Origin of the sequence: Zavarzinella sp., assembly GCA_041399155.1 — a bacterium.
GTDB lineage: Bacteria > Planctomycetota > Planctomycetia > Gemmatales > Gemmataceae > JAWKTI01.
In genome coordinates this window covers 417,795-439,830 of the sequence record JAWKTI010000003.1, presented here as the reverse complement: position 1 = coordinate 439,830, position 22,036 = coordinate 417,795, and the positions used below count along the sequence as shown (strand labels likewise).

At 49.4% G+C, this 22,036-nt stretch carries 16 protein-coding genes and 1 tRNA gene; 11 read left to right on the top strand and 6 right to left on the bottom strand.

Annotated elements, in window-relative coordinates:
* Positions 1-4 precede the first annotated feature (4 nt).
* A complete protein-coding gene (locus tag R3B84_15965) occupies positions 5-1,300 on the top strand; it encodes an MBL fold metallo-hydrolase (GenBank protein MEZ6142061.1) in 1,296 nt (431 codons plus the stop codon).
* Between the two features lie 84 nt (positions 1,301-1,384).
* Here R3B84_15965 and R3B84_15960 read toward each other — a convergent pair whose 3' ends face one another.
* Positions 1,385-2,431 carry a hypothetical protein gene (locus tag R3B84_15960; GenBank protein MEZ6142060.1) on the bottom strand — a complete coding sequence of 349 codons (1,047 nt, stop codon included), beginning with the start codon at positions 2,429-2,431 and terminating at the stop codon, positions 1,385-1,387.
* Between the two features lie 866 nt (positions 2,432-3,297).
* Here R3B84_15960 and R3B84_15955 point away from each other — a divergent pair.
* Together R3B84_15955 and R3B84_15950 are read left to right on the top strand one after the other, a co-directional pair.
* Positions 3,298-3,588 (top strand): hypothetical protein, encoded by a 291-nt coding sequence (locus R3B84_15955; GenBank protein ID MEZ6142059.1) that lies wholly within the window; start codon positions 3,298-3,300, stop codon positions 3,586-3,588.
* Between the two features lie 40 nt (positions 3,589-3,628).
* A complete protein-coding gene (locus R3B84_15950; GenBank protein MEZ6142058.1) occupies positions 3,629-4,792 on the top strand; it encodes a site-specific integrase in 1,164 nt (387 codons plus the stop codon).
* 222 nt (positions 4,793-5,014) lie between these two features.
* On the opposite strand, the gene R3B84_15945 is transcribed toward R3B84_15950, so the two are convergent.
* Both R3B84_15945 and R3B84_15940 read right to left on the bottom strand, forming a co-directional pair.
* Positions 5,015-5,099 (bottom strand) — tRNA-Leu (locus R3B84_15945).
* Positions 5,100-5,351: 252 nt separating this feature from the next.
* Positions 5,352-6,824, bottom strand: coding sequence for an arylsulfatase (locus R3B84_15940; GenBank protein ID MEZ6142057.1), 1,473 nt, complete (start codon positions 6,822-6,824; stop codon positions 5,352-5,354).
* Positions 6,825-7,033: 209 nt separating this feature from the next.
* On the opposite strand from R3B84_15940, the gene R3B84_15935 reads away from it, so the two are divergent.
* The 3 genes from R3B84_15935 to glgP all read left to right on the top strand — a co-directional run bounded on the left by R3B84_15935 (position 7,034) and on the right by glgP (position 11,307).
* Positions 7,034-7,801, top strand: a complete 768-nt coding sequence (locus tag R3B84_15935) for a CoA-transferase (protein ID MEZ6142056.1) — start codon at positions 7,034-7,036, stop codon at positions 7,799-7,801.
* A gap of 108 nt (positions 7,802-7,909) precedes the next feature.
* Complete coding sequence (locus R3B84_15930; GenBank protein MEZ6142055.1) at positions 7,910-8,479, top strand: DUF4287 domain-containing protein; 570 nt, start codon at positions 7,910-7,912, stop codon at positions 8,477-8,479.
* A 263-nt stretch (positions 8,480-8,742) separates the two neighbouring features.
* Complete coding sequence (gene glgP, locus R3B84_15925; GenBank protein ID MEZ6142054.1) at positions 8,743-11,307, top strand: alpha-glucan family phosphorylase; 2,565 nt, start codon at positions 8,743-8,745, stop codon at positions 11,305-11,307.
* 19 nt (positions 11,308-11,326) lie between these two features.
* Here the strand turns inward: glgP and R3B84_15920 are convergent, their stop codons facing one another.
* Positions 11,327-11,677, bottom strand: a complete 351-nt coding sequence (locus R3B84_15920; GenBank protein ID MEZ6142053.1) for a hypothetical protein — start codon at positions 11,675-11,677, stop codon at positions 11,327-11,329.
* A gap of 134 nt (positions 11,678-11,811) precedes the next feature.
* The gene (locus R3B84_15915; GenBank protein MEZ6142052.1) at positions 11,812-12,156 is read right to left on the bottom strand and encodes a hypothetical protein; all 345 of its coding nucleotides are present in this window, start codon (positions 12,154-12,156) and stop codon (positions 11,812-11,814) included.
* Between the two features lie 199 nt (positions 12,157-12,355).
* Here R3B84_15915 and R3B84_15910 point away from each other — a divergent pair, with 199 nt between their 5' ends.
* The 5 genes from R3B84_15910 (at position 12,356) to R3B84_15890 (ending at position 20,606) form a co-directional block, all read left to right on the top strand.
* Positions 12,356-13,834 (top strand): Gfo/Idh/MocA family oxidoreductase, encoded by a 1,479-nt coding sequence (locus R3B84_15910; protein ID MEZ6142051.1) that lies wholly within the window; start codon positions 12,356-12,358, stop codon positions 13,832-13,834.
* Positions 13,835-14,111: 277 nt separating this feature from the next.
* A complete protein-coding gene (locus R3B84_15905; GenBank protein MEZ6142050.1) occupies positions 14,112-14,813 on the top strand; it encodes a basic secretory protein-like protein in 702 nt (233 codons plus the stop codon).
* A 201-nt stretch (positions 14,814-15,014) separates the two neighbouring features.
* Positions 15,015-16,304 carry a diaminopimelate decarboxylase gene (gene lysA, locus R3B84_15900; protein ID MEZ6142049.1) on the top strand — a complete coding sequence of 430 codons (1,290 nt, stop codon included), beginning with the start codon at positions 15,015-15,017 and terminating at the stop codon, positions 16,302-16,304.
* A gap of 78 nt (positions 16,305-16,382) precedes the next feature.
* The gene (locus tag R3B84_15895; protein ID MEZ6142048.1) at positions 16,383-19,346 is read left to right on the top strand and encodes a hypothetical protein; all 2,964 of its coding nucleotides are present in this window, start codon (positions 16,383-16,385) and stop codon (positions 19,344-19,346) included.
* A gap of 99 nt (positions 19,347-19,445) precedes the next feature.
* A complete protein-coding gene (locus R3B84_15890; GenBank protein MEZ6142047.1) occupies positions 19,446-20,606 on the top strand; it encodes a hypothetical protein in 1,161 nt (386 codons plus the stop codon).
* A 60-nt stretch (positions 20,607-20,666) separates the two neighbouring features.
* Here the strand turns inward: R3B84_15890 and R3B84_15885 are convergent, their stop codons facing one another.
* Positions 20,667-21,896: a hypothetical protein gene (locus tag R3B84_15885; protein ID MEZ6142046.1), complete on the bottom strand. Its 1,230-nt coding sequence runs from the start codon at positions 21,894-21,896 to the stop codon at positions 20,667-20,669.
* Positions 21,897-22,036: the final 140 nt, after the last annotated feature.

Sequence of the window (22,036 nt, the reverse complement as noted above, 5' to 3'; positions counted from 1 at the left end):
CGTCATGCAAATCACCATCCATCGTGGTACTAATGAGATCGGCGGATCGTGTGTTGAAGTGGCCACTTCAACAACTCGCCTTGTTATCGATCTCGGTATGCCTTTGGTGGACGCCAATCGGGAGCCGTTCGATTCTAGTGCTGCTTCGGCCAAATCCATCGAAACATTGAAAGCCGAAAAAGTAATCCCGGGGATTTCTGGTCTCTTTGATACACTGTTTCCCGCTCCGGAAGGTATTTTGCTTAGCCATGCCCATCTTGATCATGCAGGACTTTTGTACCTATCGCGGTCTGCTGTTCCGATCTATGCAACGAGCGGAACTTCAAAAATGATGTTGGCAGCTTCTGTTTTTGCTGGACAAAAAAGATTAGATCGAACTCGATTTAGAGAAGTAGTAGGAAAACAGCAGATCCAGATAGGTGATTGTCGTGTCACACCGCTACCAGTTGATCATTCTATTTTCGGCAGCGTGGCATTTCTTGTCGAGGGTGATGGAAAGACCATACTCTATTCTGGTGATTTCCGCAAGCATGGACGAAAACCGGGGATGATTCGCGATCTTCTCAATTACATTAAGGGAATACCCGTCGATGTTTTGATCGTCGAGGGAACCCATTTCGGCAGCGAAAAGGTAGAAGGTGCTACTGAGTATCAATTAGAAGAAAGCATTTTCGACATGGTCAAGTCAGCACCCGCTCTGGTGTTAGCTACATTCTCCGCTCTGGACGTTGACCGGATCGTAACATTGTACAAGGTTGCACAGAAGACTGACCGGATATTCGTCGTGGATGCGTACACGGCCTTCGTTCTTTACCTGATAAGTGAGCACACGAAGGTTCCGAAGCCAAGCAGAGACATGGGAATACGTGTTTATTTCAACAAATTGTTCGAGCTTCGGAAACTAGTTACTATCCGGGAAAGATTTCTCGCTGATCAGATTGAACTCTCAGAAATACTCTCAGATTCAACAAGGTACCTGATGGTGTTCCGTCCTTCAATGGTCCAATTAGATTTTAACGGCCAATTGCCCTCTCGCTGCAGATGCCTTTATGGCTATTGGAAAGGCTATCTAGCAAAGAAAGACTGGGTTGATCTCCAGCACCAAATTGCCCAGGTCCATGGCGACTTCATACCCGCTCATGTCAGTGGTCACGCTTATGTTGCTGACATTGTTAGTTTCGTGAAGTCGGTAAATGCTCGGACGGTGATTCCGATCCACACTTTTGAACCACAAATGTTCCAGAACTACTTTTCAAATGTGACAATGTTGAGCGACCGAGTATCTTTTGATGTTGTTTGAATGAGGAAGAACAAGAGATAATCAAATCACTCATGCTTATGAACGTATCGATTATTTCAATGTGAAATAGGTCAGACACACTTTCTAAGAATTAGATTGCCTCTTTATCACGTGATTCAGAGATATTTTAGATGGAAACTCTTCAGATTGCGGATTTACGGAAAAATATACTACTTCACTTAATGGAGGGAAAGCATCTATTAATATACTGATCGACTCTATGAAAGCCGTGCCTTCAGGTACATAGTAGTGTCTGGAGTCAACCATAACATATAGACCGATGGATGATTTATTTAATAATGCGGGTGAAATGAATGCTGGTCGCCTCCCTGCTGCTTTTTCTACTAAGTTGCAGATCATTTTTTGCTTGGCAACTACTGCAACAGCCCCACAAAGTGCCTGAACTGTAGCGCGAAATAATTCATGTGTATCTGCTTCTGCCTTTATTTCAATTACACAAAATGTTCCATCTCTCCGAATTCCTAACCCATCAAGGTTAATTGAACTTCTTGCCCCTTGGACAAATGGATTATTATTCGCTGAGATGGACATATTGGTCTCGATGCTCAACAGCGAAAAGTCAAGGGATTCATCATCTGTTCTGATAAATTGAAGCTTATTCTCCTCCCGGCTAAACTCCAGCATACGCGAAGCCCAACCAATGCCTTCGTTAATTGGAAAACCAGAAGCATCATCATTATCCCAATGATTAAATGTGCTATTCTTTGTGACAATTCTTTCGAGTTTTTTTCTCCATATCTGCAATCGTTCACTCAACTCCCGTTTGTTGTTATGACGCACGAACGGGGCAATCTCAGCGTGAAACTGATCCAGGAGTCTGGTAAAGCATCCAGTCTTATCGTTTCCAGAGAGATACAACAAATCATTGCGTTCGCGAATGATGTTGTGCCAAAACGCGTAATCATCCACTCTATGATCAGGTGCTTTTTCTAAACGAGTTCCTTCATTTTGGAGTAATTTCTGAATCTGCTGAGTTGTGTAGCCACAAATCATTTCCGGTGGAGCGTACGGACCACGTGAATAATCACGCAAACGAGCTGTCTCGGCAAGATAAGAGTAATGTAGGTACGTATTCGGATCGATTTCACGAATGAAGATGAGATTAGGCATTGTTAATGTCTCCGCACATGTGAATTTAATTAGTGAATCATGACGGATCTCTATGCCAACTGTGGGTCAGTGCGATTTCTGTCAGCAAAAGATAATGAATAAATCACATTGTTTTTCTCATCGAAACAACAATAACCTACTGATGACAATGGACTTTGCTACTCTCGCATCTGGTGAATTCAACTTGCTGAGACCAATAGGCGAATGTCCAAGAAGCGAACTGATGCGGAACGAAGAGCACGACAATGTGAACGCCTTAGCCGTTTGTTGCGGGTACTCAGATTGATTCTTGGATCGGGGCGTTGGGATGCGAACGGGCTCGCACGTGAACTCGAATGTTCCCCGCGTACGGTCCACCGTGACCTTCAGACTTTGTCGATGGCTGGTGTACCCTGGTTCTTTGATACCGAACTTCAGGCATATAAGGTCAAGGCGGGGTTCAGGTTCCCAGCAGTACAAGCTGCCACGAACTCAGAATCGAGTAACTCTATTGATCCAATGTTGTTACTCGCTAACGTCAAGAAAATCGTGGCTGAAGGAGAACTATTCCTAGATTCCCTTCGCCACGTTATTACAGTTCTGGAAGGCTTGTCGAACCCATCATCCTGATGACACTTTTCTCCATTGCGCGGAGCAATCTGAATCCGTGACGCTTCTGTGAAATTTTCCGTGAATTAACACAAAAAAACTGGCTGGTGCAAAAAAATGTCATAAGTACTTTATTTTCATTTGCTTCGGGCGATTTTTATTTCTATTTTCAGCTACGAATTGGGTTTAATCACCGGTGCCTACGCACAACTTCACGCACTTATGTAAACGGCTCCGATCCTCGGGGCTACCATTTCAACCTATGTGTGAATGATATTATGGCAGACATTCAATTGAGAGTTGGTGAATTGCAGCCCCTGGTTCAAGAGATTGTTCGGGAAGTCATTAATGAGCTTACTGACATGAACAGCTTGATTCATGGCAAGTTGGCCCTTTCAGAGAATAAGGCAGCTGAACTTTTGGAACTTAATCAATGGCAACTTCGAGACCTACGATTAGCTGGTAAGATTGGGTTTTCCCGAATAGTTGGCAATCGAATTCGTTACTCAATTGTCGATCTTCTGGACTATCTGCGTCGGAATCATCATCCGGGTAAGTTTGACATCTGACCACAATTCAGCCGCATCTACCACAGGGAGTGATTCGAACATGAACAAGAAAATCTGGATTTTCCAACAGAAAAAGGAAGTAGCCAAGAAAGGGGTAGCGGGAGCCAGTTGGTATGTCGGTTGGTACGATCTCCAGAGCAAACGGCATAGTGAGAGTTGCGGGCCTGGTTCCCGTGGAAAGAATTTAGCTGAGAAGAGGTTGCGCCGCATTCAAAGCGAACTGGATATGGGTGTACACAAGCCTTCTAACAAAATTACATGGAAGGATTTTCGCAAGGAATACGAGGAACAGGTATTGAGTCTATTGGCAGCCAGTTCGCAACGTTCAGTCAAGGTAGCATTGGCAACTTTTGAACGACACATTTCTCCTGGCAGGTTGGAAACCATCACCACTAAGAAAATAGACGAATTTGTATCATTGCGTCTCAAAGATCGTGGAAAAAATCCGAAGTCACCAATTTCACCAGCAACTGTAAACAAAGACCTTAGGCACTTGAAAGCAGCTCTGCGCAAAGCACACGAATGGGAATACCTCCAAGTAGTACCCAAGATCAAAATGGTACGCGAGCCGCAGAAAATTCCTCGTTTCGTCACGGCTCAGCATTTCGAACTGATCTATAGCGAGGGGTGCACCCATGCAAAACATCCCAATGAGCAATTGCAGACTTATACACCCGTAGACTGGTGGCGGGCACTTATCGTAGTTGCGTACATGACCGGGATGCGGATCAACGAGATCCTCTCTATTCGTAGAGCAGATTTAGACTTTGAAGCTGGCCAACTCATTACGCGGGCCAAAGACAACAAGGGAAAACGGGATGAACGCATCAATTTGCATCCCGTAGTGATTGAACATCTGAGGACACTAGACAATAATTCACTAATATTGTTCCCTTGGCACCTGAACAAGACTCAGATCTGGGAGGAATTCAAGCGGATCCAGCAACAGGTAGGCATACACGTAGACTGTCCGGAAGAACATTGCCATACACCATCGTGCTATTTGTATGGCTTTCACGATTTTCGTCGGGCTTTCGCTACTTTGATGGCACCTCACATCAAAGGGGACGTTCTTCAAAAACTGATGCGTCACAAGAGCTACTCTACTACACAAGTGTACATAAATCTTACTAGCCAAATGGAAGACGCAGTGGTGAACATGCCAGTGCCTAAGATTCTCCAGAAGCCTGATGGAAAATCCTGATCGTCGAAATGAAAGACATCTTCTTTGAGATTGCCCGGAATATTTTTGATGTTTTATCGAACTGCAATTCTTGGAATTTCTGCGATTTGCGACTGTTTCTAATATCGAATGTCGAGTTACAATCTTTCACGTTGGAGAGTCGAAATAGTCGGTCTAATCGAGCGTGGTAGGTTTATGGTAGGTCGGTTCTTGATTGGCGACATCAAAATCGACGTAAGTCAGTAGCCGCGGTGGGACTCGAACCCACACGGGGGTTGCCCCCCAGGGGATTTTAAGTCCCCTATGTCTGCCATTCCATCACACGGCCTAAGTGCTTTCCTCAAAAGAAGTTAGAGAGAGTTTGCCAGCCTGAAGTCCGTGGCACTCTTCCAGTTCTGCTTCAAGGTCACTTTCCATTCGAATAGACTAAGATATTGGGAAAAGGTTCCCTTTGCCAATAGTGAACAAAATTTCATATTCGGTCGAGTTTTCGACATTCACCACGAGCGGCCCGAATGTTCAGCCCGGATAAATCGTTTGAAACTTGGTGAGTGAACCGCCAGGGATAATTGACGCACCGTTAGTCTGGTTTCTTGGGGTTTTTCTTTTTCGGCTGTTTTGGATTTTCCTTCTTCAATGGGGGAATTTCAATGCCGTATTGTTTCCAGTACATCAAATGAAAGGTGTTATGCCCGGTCAGTGGGGCATCTTCATTCACCATATTCGGCAAGGCTCCATCAAACCATTTGTCGTAGGCAGCGTTCATTTCTTTGGCAATTTCCGGGAATTTGCCGATCACATTCGTCTTTTGGGAAGGGTCGTTTTCGATGTCGTAGAGAGCGTTTCGCCCCACCAGTCGAAACCGCTGATTTCTCACAGCGAAGTTGGTATCGCGGGATTTTTCTGCCATCCCTTTTGCCCACCTGCCAGCGTGAAACATGCGGTACCGATCTGCCCACGGTGCCTTCGCGTCCTTTAATAGTGGGACCAGGCTTTTCCCGTGCAGTTGGTCTGCTTCCTTGGGGGTGCCACCCACAATCTCGGCGAAGGTGGGCAGAATATCGTAGTGGTTGGCAATGCGATCCACATCGGTGCCTGGCTTCAAGACCCCAGGCCAACGCCAGAAACTGGGCACGCGGGTGCCACCTTCATCCACACTACCTTTCTTCCCTTTGTGTTCGCCATTGTAATTGGATGCGGCGGGGCCATTGTCGGTCATAAAAATGAGCAAAGTCTCATTTTCGATGCCCCACTCTTTCAGTTTAGCGGTCAGGCGGCCAATATTGTCGTCGATATTTTCGATCATGCCATAAAACCCCGCGGTGCCTTCCGGGATTCCTTTATCCAGAAACTTCTTTTTCTTCGCTTCTGGTGCCACGTAAGGTGCGTGCGGTGCATTGGTGGAAATGTAACCAAAGAACGGTTTTTTGCCTTTTTGTGCTTCCATCCAACTCATCGCCTGATTGAAAAAGATGTCGGTACAAAAGCCTTTCGTCTTTTCAAAGGTGTTGTTGTGCAGAATGGCGGGGTCGAAATATTTGTTTCCTGGTGCATCGCCACAACTTCCACTGTACGATTGGCCGATCCCACCGGCACCATGGATGAACACTTCATCGAAACCACGCTTCTCCGGTCGATAGGGATCCTGATCGCCCAGGTGCCATTTGCCAAAAATCCCCGTGGTGTAGCCCGCCGATTTCAGCATTTCGGGCATCGTAGGCACGCCCAGTTTCATTCGTTCCCTTTCCAGAATTGTGTGGGTGATGCCCACGTAAAACGGTGCTCGCCCAGACATAATTGCCGAACGTGTCGGGGCACAGGTAGGGCTCACCTGAAAACGAGTGAACCGCAGGCTTTCTGCCCGCAACTTATCCAGATTTGGCGTTGCCAGGTGCGGATTACCATGGCAACCGAGGTCGTAGTACCCCTGGTCATCAGTCATTACAAGAATAATGTTCGGTTGTTTGCCGAATGCAGGTTCGGCCGCACCGGTGGTCGAGTGCCCACGGAGCCAACCTGTCAGCACCAGCAGGATTAAGAGAGGTCTTTTCATCAGCTTCTCCGAAGTTGTGTCAGCAAAATTTCGGGACGTGTTAGTAGCTAGATTAGGAAATTATCAGAAAAGTAGTGCGACGCACGGAATTATGAAGTTATTCTCACAAGTCTGTTGAAATAACCACATCATGAACGCATTTCAAGTGATTGTGAACTGCCTTGGTTCCATGGTAAAATAGGTCCAAAGTGATTTCCTGAAGGATCTCCATGCCACCCACATCGACAGAATTGATGATTTGTTGTGCCGCGCGGGCACTGAGCGACCGTTGTACGGTGGTGGTGGGAACGGGCATTCCCTGTGCCGCAGCGATGCTGGCACAGAGAACCCACGCACCCAACATGGTGATCTGTTTTGAAGCAGGTGGGGTGGCACCACAATTGCCTGCGTTGCCCATCAGCGTGGGTGATTCCCGCACTTTTTACCGTGGTCTGATGGCGGGCAGCATGGCCGATGTAATGGAATTTGCCCAGCGTGGCCTGATGGACTTTACCTTTCTCAGTGGGGCACAGATCGATCCTTTTGGCAATTTGAATTCCACCATTATTGGCAAGGATTATGCCCACCCGAAGGTACGGTTGCCCGGAAGTGGCGGAGCGAACGATCTGGCTTCACTCTGTCGCCAGACGTTGATCATTATGAAGCACGATGCAAAAAAGTTTGTGGAAAAGCTCGACTTTCTGACCACGCCCGGCCACCTGCAGGGTGGGGATAGTCGCAGTGCGGCAGGGTTGCCTGGCTTCGGCCCAAAACTGGTGATCACCGACCTGGCAGTGCTGGATTTTCACCCCCAAAGCAAGCGGATGCGAATCCAGAGTCTGAACACTGGGGTAACCCCAGCGCAAGTGCTTGCTGCTACGGGATTTCCGCTGGAAATTCCAGATAATCCGCCAACCACTCCGGCCCCCACCGCAGAGGAGTTGCGGATCTTGCGTGAAGAGGTCGACCCAGAAGGGATCATCCTGCATCGTGGGTAAGTCTGAAGACTATCGAATTCCGGTTTGGCCTTTCAACGGGCTGCACTGTAACGAAACAACAATTAACCAATAAATGAGAAATCCACCTGCATTTACAGGAGCAAAGTGATGAATATTGTCGATCAGGCAGCGCAGACACAACTTGAAAATATCCAGAAGCGTTCTGGGAAATCTCTTGAAGAATTGTTTGAACTGTTAAGGCAAAGTGGGCTCGCAAAACATGGTGAATTGCGGAACTGGCTGAAAAACGAACTGAGTATGGGTCATGGGGATGCCAATATGGTGGTGCATTTCTTTTTGCAGCCGAAAACAGATACTGAGGCTCCAACTGCTGCGACAGAAGATCTTCTTTCTGGCATTTACACAGGCAAAAAGGCCCACCTTCGGCCGATTCATGAGAAATTGATGAGTGAAATCGCCAGTTTTGGTGACTTTGAAGTGGCACCCAAAAAGAGCTACATCAGTCTCAGGCGAAAAAAACAGTTTGCGATGGTGGGACCTGCCACTCAAACCCGTGTGGAAGTGGGGCTGAATATGAAAGGACTTTCACCAACTGATCGGCTGTTAGCAATGCCCGAAGGTGGAATGTGCTCATTCAAAGTAAATCTGACCACAGTCGATGACGTGGATCAGGAACTGATTGGCTGGATCAAACAAGCGTTTGACGCTGCTGGGTGATCAATTTAACGAAGTCAGCATCATGACACGTTGATTTTATGATGAGAAAAACTCATCTTCTTTCCCGTCTGGGATTGGAACGCACCTTCATGACCCTCTGTGAATGTAAAATTGGGAAATCTGGAAAATCTGTGCGGCGATAATTTTCCCCAGAAAGGGTGGTACAGTCCTCCCCACGGTCGTAAAAACAACACTATACGCTTGGTGGGAAATATTCAAACATCTGAACAATCAAGCAATAATGATATTTTGTTGAGGCTGGTATGTCGAAACCTGTGGTCCGTACTTTCACTGTTCTTCCCAAATTGCCTGATCAACTGAAAAAACTGGATGAACTGGCGAAAAATCTCTGGTGGAGCTGGCACCCCGAGGCCGTTGCACTATTTCAACGGATCGATCCTGACCAGTTTGAACAACTCGACCACAGTCCAATTCGCCTGCTGGGAAAGGTCAGCACCGAGAGATTTGAAGAACTGGCCAAAGATCGTGGCTTTTTAGCCCACATGGATCGGGTGGCAGCAGCGTTCGAAGAATATATGTCGACGCCCAGTTGGTTCAGCGAAAACCATGCTGATGCCAACGATCTGCGGATTGCTTACTTCTCCGCCGAGTTTGGCATCCACGAATCGGTGCCCGTCTACTCCGGTGGCCTGGGTGTGCTGGCGGGCGACCATTTGAAATCTGCCAGTGATCTGGGAATCCCACTGTGCGGGGTCAGCCTGATGTATCGGGAAGGCTATTTCCGGCAGTACCTGAATGCGGACGGCTGGCAACAGGAACGCTATCCAGAAAACGATTTTTTCACCCTGCCACTGATTGCTGAAGTGGATGAACATGGCAAGCCAGCAACCATTTCGGTGGAACTGCCCGGCCGATCGGTTTTTGCCCGCGTCTGGCGGATTCAGGTGGGGCGGGTTCCATTGTACCTGCTCGACTGCAATATCCCTGAAAACAACGCCCACGACCGTGGGATTACCGCCCGCCTGTACGGTGGGGATAAAACCACCCGGATTGAGCAGGAAATTATTCTTGGAATTGGCGGCCTGCGTGCCTTGCGGATGCTGGGCAAAAAGCCCACGGTGGCCCACATGAATGAAGGCCATTCCGCATTCTGTGCCCTGGAACGTGCCAGCATTCTGATTGCCGATATGGGCCTTAACTTTGAAGAAGCCATCGAAGTGGTGAAAGCTGGGACGGTCTTTACCACCCATACCCCCGTTCCGGCTGGAAACGAAACGTTTTCGATCGAAATGATCGATCGCTACTTTGGCGAATACTACACCAATCGTCTGAAAATCAGCCGCGATCAGTTCCTCAGCCTCGGGCAGGATCACTCCCACAGTGTGACGGACAAGTTTTCAATGACACTGCTGGCCATCAATACCTCCAACCTCAGCAATGGTGTCAGCAAACTGCATGGCGTGGTGGCACGGGAAATGTGGCAGGCAAATTACCCGGGGGTACCCAAGCAGGAAGTACCGATTACCTCCATTACCAATGGTGTGCACACCTTGAGCTGGGTAGCACCAGAAATCGCCCGCCTGTACGATCGTTATCTCGGACGAGACTGGCAGGACAAGCCCACTTACTTCGAAGTCTGGAAGAAAGTAGAATCAATTCCAGATGCAGAACTGTGGCGTTCCCACTGCCGACGACGGGAAGCTCTCGTTTCGATTGCCCGCAGTCGTCTGGCGAAACAACTGACTAAGAAGGGTGCCTTGACTTCCGACATCAAGGCCGCCGAAGAGGTGCTGGATCCGGATGCCTTAACAATTGGTTTCGCCCGCCGCTTTGCCACCTATAAACGTGGAAATCTGATCTTCCGCAACATGGAGCGGCTGAAGAAAATCCTGCATAATACTGATCGACCAGTGCAGTTTATTTTCTCCGGTAAGGCCCACCCGATGGATGATGCGGGCAAAAAGTTTATTCAGGAAGTGGCCCAGCGTGCCCGCATGCCCGAATTAGCCCGCCGGGTGCTGTTTCTGGAAGATTACGACATGAACGTGGCGCGGGTGATGGTGCAGGGGGTAGATGTGTGGTTGAACAACCCACGTCGTCCGCTGGAAGCTTCTGGCACCAGCGGCATGAAAGTCTGTGCCAACGGTGGCATCAACCTGAGCGTGCTGGATGGCTGGTGGGATGAAGGCTATCGCCCTGATAATGGCTGGCGTATTGGCAACGGCGAAGAACTGGCCGATGAAGAATACCAGGATTTACTGGAAAGTAACGCCTTATACGACCTGATTGAGCGTGAAGTGGTGCCTGAATTTTATAATCGCAGTATCGATGGCATCCCACGTGGCTGGACCGCCCGGATGAAAAAATCGATCAGCACCAACGTAGCGGTATTTAACACCAACCGCATGGTCTGCGAATACACCGAAGTGAGCTATTTACCAGCACACACCCGCCTTAACCGGATGCGGGTAAATCAGTACGAACTGGGTAAAAATCTCGCCGCCTGGCGTGCCAGTTTACTGCGACACTGGCAGGATATTCGGGTAGAAAGCATCCAGGAACCACAATCACAGCAGCATCTGTTGGGTGAACCACTGGAACTGCGGGCCAAAGTTCATCTGGGTAGTGTGCTGAAGCCCAAGGATGTATCGGTGCAGATGTATTACGGCCCACTCGATTCATTCGGGCAGATCAGCAACGCCAAAGTGGCCGCACTGGAGCCAGTGGGTGGCAGCGGTCCTGTGTGGGATTACCAATTGGTGGTACCGTGCTGCACCAGCGGACAATATGGTTACAGCATTCGGGTATTGCCCCACCACACCGATTTGCCATCTCCGTTCGATCCAGCCTTGATTTTGTGGAGCTAATGGCAGGTGGTTGAGGAGGTTATTTTACCGGAGCATATGCCTCAATGACATGAAATGAACTATCCGGATCGACCGACTCCAATTTCATCGCAAAGGTGCCGGAATCCAACGATTCAATCAACCATTGGCCGAAAATGGTCCCTTCACCATCATAGGTGCCAAAATATTCGACATGATGTCGACCCAGGTATTTCTTCACCATCGCAACATTCCCGATGGAATCGTATTGACCAAGGAAAAGAAACGGGCCGATACAGTCGATGCCATCGCCTTCAATGATTCCCTGTTCGAATTTCAAGGTAACAGTCATTGACCGCTTTCCGTGACAACTTTGAATCCAATAGCCCTGCCAGCGCCCAGAAATAGCCATGGAACCTCCTTCAAAGCGGGTAATGTCCAATGGGATGATATGACAGTTGGCAGACGTAGTATACTGCATCTGGCAATCATGGAGGATCTGGAGAAGTGGTGCGTCAAACTATCAGAAAAATTGCTGGTAGAGAATCAATCGTCCGAAATATAGCTGTCGTGGGTGTCGTAGCCCGTGTCCAGATCCGGGTCGGATAGCGAAGAACCTGCATAGTAGGAGTTGTAGGTGTCTGCGATGGTGTAGCCTGCACTGTCGGTTTTCGCCTGAAAATTCACCACATCCCAGATAAATTTACCCAGCATAACCAGCAGAAAGACTCCTCCACCGGCAAAAATGGCGATAATCGTATTTTCAGATAATGGGGCCTTTTTCGCCGTCGATGCGGTTGTGCCACAGCTATCGTTGGGACACTGAGCAAAAATTTGCTGTGGCATGAAAATTAGGCTCAGACAAAAAATCAGCCCATAAATGCGAGTCATTTCCCACTTTCCTTGGGTAAATCAGGTCAATTTTCTGAAAAGTAGCACGCAAATTCGTGTGTGGGAAAGAAAACAGTTTTTTCATTCCCTTCTTGCGTTCTTCCCAATGGGTGGTTAGACTGGAGGAAATATTTTCTCCCCACCGTGGTGCTCTCTCCACCATCGGTGGTTCAAAAATCTTGAGAGGGAATCGGTGGCTATGCTCAATCGACGTCATTTTTTGAATCATTCCGCTGTCATCGCTGCCGCGATGGCTGCCTTGGAAAGCGATCTGACACCAAACCTGTACGCTGAAGACACCGCACCAGCAGCAGGAAATAAGGGCACTCTTCGTGTTGCTGTCGTGGGCGTGCGTGGTCGCGGCATGAGCCACGTGGGTGGTTTTAATGGGGCCAATGGCTGCCAGATCGTTACCGTCTGCGATGCTGACACGGGTGTCATTGGCAAAGCCATGGATGCCGTCACCAAGAAAAATGGCAAAGCACCCACCTTCGTGCAGGATTTTCGCCGAGTGGTGGAAGACAAGTCGATTGACATCATTTCCATTGCCACCCCCAACCACTGGCACGCACTGATGGCTATCTGGGCGATGCAGAACGGCAAAGATGTGTATGTAGAAAAACCATGCAGCCACAACGTGCTGGAAGGCCGCCGGATGGTGGAAGCCGCCCGCAAGTATAACCGCATCTGTCAGGTAGGCACCCAAAGTCGCTCCAATCCTGGCATGCGAAAATCGATTGAAGCGATTCATTCGGGCAAAATTGGCAAAGTGCATCTGGCCTATGGCGTCTGTTACAAGCGCCGAAACAGTATCGGCAAGACAGAAGGTGCACAAAAACTGCCCGCCACGCTGAATTATGATCTGTGGTCTGGACCCGCACCTGTCGTTGATCTGAAACGAAAAAATCTCCATTATGACTGGCACTGGATCTGGGCTTATGGCAACGGCGACCTGGGCAACCAGGGCGTGCACGAAATGGACAAGGCACGCTGGGGCTTGAACAAATCCACCTTGCCAAAGTCGGTGATGAGCTTTGGGGGCCGATTTGGCTATGAAGATGATGGAGAAACCGCCAATACCCAACTGTGTGTGTTCGACTACGGCGACAGCGAACTGATGTTCGAAGTGCGTGGTCTGGCCAGTGACAGTCCGTTCCCAGCCAACATGGGTGGCAAGAAAGGCAGCAATTTTGTTGGCAACATCTGGTATGGCGATAAAGGAATTGTTGTTTGCCCGAACTACAACTCCGGCGTGGTGCTCGATCTCGATCTGAATGTAGTTGAAAAATTCTCTGGTGGCGGTGACAGCATGCACTTTGCCAACTTTGTGGAAGCAGTTCGTGCCCGCAAACAAAGCCATTTGAACTGCGATATCGAAGAAGGCCACCAGTCGGCAGCATTGTGCCACCTCTCGAACATCAGTATGCTCAGCGGTACCCCCGCGAACCTGGCCGATATCAAGGATATCCCCGGCAGTATGCACATTGCCGCAGGTGCCAAGCGGTTCATGGATCATCTGGTCGATAACAAAATCGATCTGAAAACCACCCGTGCCATGGTGGGGCCGGTGTTAATGATCGATTCGAAAACAGAACGCTTCATGGGCAATAATGCCAAAGCCAACGAAATGCTGACTCGGGAATATCGCAAAGGCTTTGAAGTGCCAGAAAAGGTGTAATCGGCTGTTTCAGGGCAGGTTTTGCAACTTGCCCCCTCCCACTTTTTCTTGAGCTTGTTGATACTTCATGCATGCAAGTTGCGTTTTTGCCAATGAAAGGCAAACTTTTCACCTAATCGTTGGAAAAACCACGTGCCAATATAGCAATATTTGCATATAGCCAACTGGCAATGCACTGGCTTTCTTCACAAAATGAACAACTTCTCACACTTCTTTCAACAACTTTATAATCATTTTTCACTACAGTTCACCAGATAACCTTTGTGAAGAAAACAAGATGCGCTATTCCCTGATTTGTCTCGTTGGATGTATTGCCTCGAGTATCTGTCTCGCCCAGCCAAAAACGGTGGAGGTGCCATCGAAGGCACTTGGCAAGCCGGTATCATTGATTATTGAAGGGGAGATTTCTGAAAAAATTGCCCCCACCGTGGGCAATTTTGTGCAGGTTTATTATGAAGCGTTCCCAAAATTATTAAAAAACTTTGAGAATCCGGATCGCCCCGCAGAACATGCGGTGAAATTGATTTTCAAACGGGATATGCGGGTGCCCGCGTACTGCACCGGTGGCACAATCAGCATCAGCATTGAATGGATCGAAAAGAATCCCAACGACCTGGGCTTGCTGGTCCACGAATTGACGCACGTTGTGCAGTCGTATCCACGTGGGGCTCCCGGGTGGCTGGTCGAAGGAATCGCCGATTATTCACGCTATAAATTCAGCGACGAGAAGAATTCGGGCTGGAAGTTGCCCCCACTGTTGGGCGAGCGGAACAAATACACAGATAGTTATCGGGTGACCGCACGGTTTTTGGTGTGGCTGGACGCACGCCACCCGGGTGTGGTGGAAAAAATCCACTTCAATCTGCAGAAACGCGAATACAAACAGGAAGATTTTAAAACCCTGACAGGCCGCGATCTCGAAGTCCTGTGGGAGGAATGCGTGCGGGATCTGGCGAAAAGCAATCCAAAATCAAAGTAATTTCTGATTCGAGGCTGGTAGTCTACAACATCAATTCCTTGTTTACAGGGAAAAATCTTTCATATTTCTCTCATTTTTGCCCACTGGTGGGAGCGAATTTCGTTTCCTGGCTCAATTTTCCCACAAACAACTTCTGAGTGTGCGTGCTTGTCTGTAAAATGAAGCAACCACATAACTGGTACGTTTTATATCAGGGAATTTATGGATCATTTTCATTATCGTGAGCGGGAATTGTTTTGTGAAGAAGTGCCGGTGCGGGCAATTGCCGAGGAATTTGGCACCCCTACGTTCATTTACAGCCAGGCCACGCTGTTGCACCACCTGAAACAGATCCAGACTGCCTTTGCAGAAGTCAGCCCACTGATCTGCTACAGCGTCAAAGCGAACGGCAACATCCACCTCTGTCGCCTGCTGGCGGATCATGGTGCGGGCTTCGACGTCACATCAGGTGGGGAACTGTACCGGGCACTGCAGGCAGGTGGGATTGGCCCAAAGATCGTGTTTGCTGGTGTGGGTAAAACAGACGAAGAAATCCGCTTCGCACTGGAAAAAGATGTCCTGTTATTCGATGTGGAAAGCGAGCAGGAACTGCACACCCTGGCCGATGTCGCCAGATCGATGGGGAAAACAGCCCGCGCTGCCCTGCGAGTAAACCCCGATCTGCCACCGAAGACCCATGCGAAGACCGATACATCGGTGAAAGGGGTAAAATTCGGCCTCGATATCGAAACAGTGATTGATGTTGCCCGTGGCGTGGTTGGTCAGCCCGGACTATCCGTCTGTGGGCTGCACATGCACCTGGGCTCTCCCATTCTCAGCAGCACCCCGTACCAGGAAGGGATGAAAAAAGCGATTGAACTGGTGAAAGCCTTTCAGGAACTGGGTCACCCGATTGAATTTTTGAACATGGGGGGCGGCTTTGGCATCCACTACCGGAAACAGGAAGCATTGCCCGCCAGTGCCTTTGCAGAAGCAATTCTGCCAGGGGTGAAACAGTTGGGCTGCAAACTGGTACTGGAACCAGGGCGGTTCATTGCTGGAAATGCGGGTATTCTGGTGAGTCGCGTGGTGTTTACCAAAGAATCGGGCGGCAAGAGCTACATCATCCAGGATGCAGCGATGAACGATCTGATTCGCCCCACCTTATATGATTCGTTCCACCGAATCTGGCCGGTCCATCCCACCGAAGCGGTGCCGGAACGACCGGAAGATTTTGAAGTCCCTATCCCGAACACCCACCTGCAGAACGTGGTGGGGCCGGTTTGTGAATCTGGGGACTTTTTAGCGAAAGATCGCTATTTGCCAGCCATGCAGCGTGGGGATCTCCTCGCCACTTTCAGTGCTGGCGCTTACGGCATGAGTATGAGTTCGAATTACAATTCCAGACGAAGAGCGGCAGAAGTGCTCGTTACAGGTGATACATATCGTCTGATCCGTCGTCGGGAAACATATGCAGACTTAGTTGCACAGGAAGTTGATTGCAACAATTAATGAAGCGCGATGAAATAGATAAGGAGAATCTTGTCGCGAGATTAGGTCGTTTAACAGATCGTTTCTGGAGGTGCAGTCATGCAATTTCGCCTGGTATTATCGATAATGACAATGCTGGCATGTGTGCCAGGCCTGGTTGCACAATCAGAATCACCGTTTTATCCCACACCTAAAACTGTGCCGGAATTCTGGTCGGCAGTGCAATTTGAAATCCGGCTCGGCAACTATGAACGTGCCGCAGAGAGATTGAACAGCCTGCTGGCATTAGAGCCAGATGATAAAACTTTAATGGATCTGCTGAAGCCACGTCCGGATTCCAAGGATGAGGGCATTGCACCTTTCCTGCGTCTGCGAAACATCCCCACCTGGAACAAGGATGTTCGTAAGAACAAAGAAGCGAAAGATCAGGTCGAAACGCTGATTGGCAAGCTAACTACGGCCATGAAAAATGAGTTGACCAATCCCGTGCGTATTCGGAAATATGTCAACAATCTGGCTGCATCACCAGAAGAAGCCGCATTTGCGTTAAATGAATTGCGGAAATCCGGCACTGCCATCATGCCGGAAGTGGTGAAAATCCTGAAAGAACGCACCAATCCTGCGGTGCATTCCGCCTTGCTACAGGCTTTACCGGAACTGGCAATTGAAACCACGGGTGGGCTGGTGTTATTGCTTTCTCAGGCCGATGCGAAATTGCAATCGGAACTGATTGATGTACTGCAGACACGCTCGAATCCTCGTGAATTGACCACCAATGCCACCACCGACCCAATCCCCACATACTGGAAATTGCTGGGTGATGCGAACACCACTGATACAGTACGTGCGAAAGTTCGTGCCACCCTTGAAAAACTGTTTACAGTGGATCTCGATCGTCAACCTGATCCTGCGTTACGCAAACCGCAGGGCCAGTTGAACGCAATCGCCAATCGTTTTCACAACGATAAGGCAAATCTGCGAGTGCTGGGTGGGGATGAAAAAAATGAGAAAGTTCACACAGTTTGGGTGCCAGATGGTGAAGCTGTCAAAGAAACATTACTATCGCGTCGCGAAGCTCTGACGTATTACGCCTTGCGTTACGCACGATGGGCCTTAGCACAGCAATCTGATTTTGTTGAAGCACAAACCACATTCCTGACGGTGGCCATTGAACAGCAGGCTTTGCTGCAACCAGGCACGCCACTGGCAGACGCTGCACCACAACTGCAGGCAATTCTCAGTGGGGCATCGTTTGCTTTTCTGCAGGACTTCATGCATTCTGCAATTCGTGACAAACGCACCGCTGTGGTGCTGTCCCTGGTTCGCACGCTGGGTGATCGGGCGGAAATCAAAGCTGCCCAGCCAGAAGCACGTGCAGGTAGCGAGTTTCGACCAGCATTACTGGTTCAGGCGATGGATTACCCCGATCCACGCGTTCAATTCGCTGCCACGGAAGCACTGTTGAAGATGCCTGGTAGCCCCGTTCACCTGAATACCGATCGTGTCGTAAAAGTATTGTCAGAAACCTTGCTGGCAGGCATCCGTGGTGCCGGTACTCCGCAAGCTCTGCTGGGTGATCCGGATCCAGTGCGAGCACAGGCAATTGTGAATTCCTTACGGCAGATTGGTTATCGCACCGAAATTGCCCCCACCGGACGCGAATTGATGCGTCGCCTGAGATTAAAAGCTGACATTGACCTGGTTCTGATCGATCACCACCTGCCAGATCCGATGCTTGTGGATATGCTGGCACAAATCCGTGCAGATCGACGTGGCAAAGCCCTGCCGGTGCTCGTCATTGCCTCTCCAGAAGGGGTGACACCGATCAGCACGATGACATCGCTTGGCCGTCTGGCTCTGATTGTCTCCATGCTTGACCTGCCCGAAAATCCGTCCTTCTACGGTGACATCGCCCAGTTAACAAGGGACCAGACGCAGCGTGCCAGCGAAGACGAACAGAAAAAAATGTTGCTTGCCCGCCACCAGGCACAAGTAGCCTATATCACGAAACAGGTGGAAGACGCAGGCTTTCAATTATCACAGGAACTCAATGCGAAAATCGCTTATGTTTCTTACCTGACCCTGCCATTCCACCCGGGCCAGAACCTGGAAAAGAGCCTCACCACCAATACTCTGGTTTCGCTGTATGAGCGGGAACTGTTGATACTGCAAACCTTAATCCCAGCTGACCTGCGACGTGGTTTCAGCCTCTATCCGATTGACCCGGCCCGCGAGATTGTGGGTGTGGATGAAGTTCCTATTCAAACCTGGCGGATGCGGATTCCTGAAGAAACCGCGCCTTCGGAACTTCAGCGACGTCGGTTATCCAACTTGTTGACAACGATTGCGGAGCACGAATTGAAGCTTTCTGCGGAACTGAATCCACAAGTAGAAAGCAATTGGAAGATTGTGCAGGAACGCCTGCCGGTGAATGCCGCATTGAGAAACCCTGATCTGGAAACCCGCCTGGAAAAACGTACCCGGTTCTATCACAACGTTCGAGTGATTCCTGGGGTCTTTTCTTCCATCACTATTCAGGAACAGATCAATCAGGTGGTCGATCCCAAAGCCCCTATTCTTTCTCCTGAAGAGAAAGACATGATGGCACTGAAAGCACTTTCGTGGTTGAGAAAAATCGCGATTGGCCAGGTAAAAGGCTACGATATCAAACCTGCAGAGGGCGTATTGAGACGTGCTCTGCTGGAAGAAACGATGGTGGTTGCTGCGATTGAAGCGGTAGAAAGAATCACCAGCAAAGAAGTGCAGCAAGACCTGCTGAACGTGGTGATTTCAGTGGCACGTCCAGAACCAGTGCGAATGCTGGCTGCTGATGCCACCATTCGCCATATTCAGGCGAACGGCGTAAACGTTGGCAAACAGCAGATTCAAAGCATTATCGATCTGGCAGCAGACGAGAAAGGTCCACTGTTGGCGAAAATCAACTCGCTGAAAGGGATTCTGACACCCGATGCTGCAACAACAGGTAATCTCCTGCAACAGTATCAGCCAGTGGCACCAAAACCTGTTCCAATGCCCATGCCGATGCCAAAAGATCCTGAATAAAGCAGTTCAATTCGTCGTTTTGAATCAATTTCCCTGAACCAGATGTAGTGATTGTGTCGATTAAACCAATCATTGCGCCTGGCTGTGGGGGATATTGCTTTGAAATGGTGTTTGTTCGTCGGATTGTACTGTACTGCAACTTTGTTTGCCCAGGATGCCCAGTTTCCCAGATTATTACCCACTACGGTGCTGCAGCCACCTGGCCCACAGGTCATCACACCCATTGCGGGTGGGAAAGCCAGCACCACCAGCGAACCGATTCTCATTGAATTTTCATCTTTGGATCTGAAGGTACTGGAAACCAAAGGTAATCTGGAACTGTATGCGGGTGAAAAATTCCTGCGCAGTTTTGGGAACAATCGAACGCTCGCACAGGACATGCTCTTCAAGTTGCGGCAGACAGGTGCAAACCAACTGGTGCGTGTTGAAGGCAGTCATCCACCGTTTGAATTATGGCTGAATCGTGGGAAGATGGTCCAGAAAATCGCTGGCATTCACCAGTTTCTGCCAATCACTACAAAACGGGTCCAGGCACAGCAACTGCTTGGAAAATGGGTAGTTACGGATCAAACCAATATGCTGTACGACTTTGGCAACGCCAAAGAAAACGCGCTTGTTGCTGCGAAATTGTTCAAAGATCATGGCGTGAACATGGTTACCATGCACGGTGGTTTTCCTGCCAGCATGGTCTTTCCGATGTACGACAAACAAGTACTTGGCCTGCAACGCCCCACCGATCCAGATCCACTATCAGTGGTTCAGGGATTAACACATAAGCGGCACATCGTGGATTCCGACCTATTGCTGGACAATAAAATTGTGATCCAGTCGAAATTATTAGATGTTTCTCAGGTGGAAGGTGCCTGGATGTTGACCCACGATGGGGTAACTTTGGGGAATTTTGGGCTGTACCGCACCGATGCTTTGGCGGCGAAACAGGCAATTGAACAAAGCCGAGTGACGGAAATTGTTTCTATTGGTCAAACAGGCGTTCAATTGTGGTTGGTCAATGGGACCCCACTGCGTTATGCACCACGGAACGCAGGGAAGATCGATTCCTTTCTGGCTGACCGCCTGAATGTCAAGCAGTTACGGCAAAGTTACTGGTTGTGCGATGACCGCACCCCACTTTTGGATGGGAAAAGCGAAGCCGACGCACAATTATTAAAGCAAGTGATTGCTGCATATCGACTGTCAGCGATCTGTTCATACGGAAAACCAGGTTACTACGGGATCCAACTGCTGGCTAAGATGCCATAAGTTCGAATTGCACGCTAAAGGGTACAAAGTGCCCCATAGCCGTGCGGGAATGGGCTCCGGCTAAAATCGCAATCGAAGGTGGATGCCACCAAAAAAGCCTGGACTTACACTAATTCGGTCGCGTTCGTTGTCGCTGTATTGTCTGCCATTGAACAGAATACGGTCGAAATTGTAGCCCGCCTGGATTTCAAAACGCAGCAACGACCCGACATCCCAGAATAATCCCCCCAGGATCCGTTTTTCGTAACTGAACAGGCGGTCGCCGTTATTTTCCCGATCGGTCAGAAACCAGGTATCGTTAATCCAGTCGAAACCAGCGTATGGCCCCATCCCATCACAGACATTCCAGGTCAGCCGACTGCGAACTGTGCGGATAGGGAGATAGAACAGTTCGAATCGAATCGTTTTGTCATAAGCCCAATCCAGATAAAACGGCACACCAATATTCACGCTTAATTCATCATCTGGCCGCCACAAATAGGACAGCAGTGGCAGGGGATAACGAATTTCCGATGTGGGGTTGTACGTCAGCCCCACCAGCCAGGCATCTTTTTCTACTGCAGGGATCTGCATGTATCCAATCACACCTGCAGTCATGACGTTGCTTTGTTCAAATGGGCGATCGCTCGTGGAACCACCATTCACCACAATCCCACCGATCCAGCCATTTTCAAACCGGTGGGCAAACAGTGCCGCAATGTTGATGTCCCACAACGTATCGGGCAGTGGGCGATTACTAGTTGAAAAGCGGGCATTCCCGGAAATCAACCAGTTGCTGATGTTGAAGCCGAGAGCAAATCGATCTGGTCCATCATCCAGCGGGAGGCTGATTAACGACAATTGTTGCCGTACATATCCAAAATCCCCGGCTGGGGTGGTAGGACGATCGGGAGCATATGTGAAATAATAACCCGGCACCCCCACGCGGGATGCCAGCAGGCCCAGCCCAGTGGTTAGGCCGCTGTTATCGGAAAAGCGATCGATCCCAGGCAGGATACCCGCATTCCCAGGTGGGCTGATTGGCCGCACCGGTGTGGTGGGCAGTTGCTGTAATGGTGGCGGACGATCCAATCCGGGTCCCAGTGGTATCAAACCATCCGGGCCTGGCACTGGCAAGCGATCATCAAATAACGGCCGATCATCCAAAGGTGGTGGCCTGCCAAAGTCATCTGGTGTGCGTGTTCCCGGCCCCAGTGGAATATCGTCAAACGTTGCCCCGGGACGTGGCGTTTGTGCCTGGACATGGGCGACTATACCCAGCCAGCAACAGCATACCAGTACTCGCAGCATTTCTTTCACGAACGTGCGATAACGGGATCTGCAAAATTTTCAAGCGGAACTGAACAGTTCGTGGGACGCTACAGGAAAATACTTCTGGAGGCTGCGAACAGCGAAAAATGACTGAAGGTGGGAAACAGAGACTACGTTAC

What these genes read in the sequence shown, in the direction of transcription:
- glgP (MEZ6142054.1), top strand. Translation starts at nt 8,743, where the DNA reads ATGTCGAAACCTGTGGTCCGTACTTTCACTGTTCTTCCCAAATTGCCT.
- R3B84_15905 (MEZ6142050.1), top strand. Translation starts at nt 14,112, where the DNA reads ATGCGCTATTCCCTGATTTGTCTCGTTGGATGTATTGCCTCGAGTATC.
- R3B84_15940 (MEZ6142057.1), bottom strand. Translation starts at nt 6,824, where the DNA reads ATGAAAAGACCTCTCTTAATCCTGCTGGTGCTGACAGGTTGGCTCCGT.
- R3B84_15895 (MEZ6142048.1), top strand. Translation starts at nt 16,383, where the DNA reads ATGCAATTTCGCCTGGTATTATCGATAATGACAATGCTGGCATGTGTG.
- R3B84_15965 (MEZ6142061.1), top strand. Translation starts at nt 5, where the DNA reads ATGCAAATCACCATCCATCGTGGTACTAATGAGATCGGCGGATCGTGT.
- R3B84_15955 (MEZ6142059.1), top strand. Translation starts at nt 3,298, where the DNA reads ATGGCAGACATTCAATTGAGAGTTGGTGAATTGCAGCCCCTGGTTCAA.
- lysA (MEZ6142049.1), top strand. Translation starts at nt 15,015, where the DNA reads ATGGATCATTTTCATTATCGTGAGCGGGAATTGTTTTGTGAAGAAGTG.
- R3B84_15935 (MEZ6142056.1), top strand. Translation starts at nt 7,034, where the DNA reads ATGCCACCCACATCGACAGAATTGATGATTTGTTGTGCCGCGCGGGCA.
- R3B84_15910 (MEZ6142051.1), top strand. Translation starts at nt 12,356, where the DNA reads ATGCTCAATCGACGTCATTTTTTGAATCATTCCGCTGTCATCGCTGCC.
- R3B84_15950 (MEZ6142058.1), top strand. Translation starts at nt 3,629, where the DNA reads ATGAACAAGAAAATCTGGATTTTCCAACAGAAAAAGGAAGTAGCCAAG.
- R3B84_15915 (MEZ6142052.1), bottom strand. Translation starts at nt 12,156, where the DNA reads ATGACTCGCATTTATGGGCTGATTTTTTGTCTGAGCCTAATTTTCATG.
- R3B84_15960 (MEZ6142060.1), bottom strand. Translation starts at nt 2,431, where the DNA reads ATGCCTAATCTCATCTTCATTCGTGAAATCGATCCGAATACGTACCTA.
- R3B84_15930 (MEZ6142055.1), top strand. Translation starts at nt 7,910, where the DNA reads ATGAATATTGTCGATCAGGCAGCGCAGACACAACTTGAAAATATCCAG.
- R3B84_15920 (MEZ6142053.1), bottom strand. Translation starts at nt 11,677, where the DNA reads ATGGCTATTTCTGGGCGCTGGCAGGGCTATTGGATTCAAAGTTGTCAC.
- R3B84_15885 (MEZ6142046.1), bottom strand. Translation starts at nt 21,896, where the DNA reads ATGCTGCGAGTACTGGTATGCTGTTGCTGGCTGGGTATAGTCGCCCAT.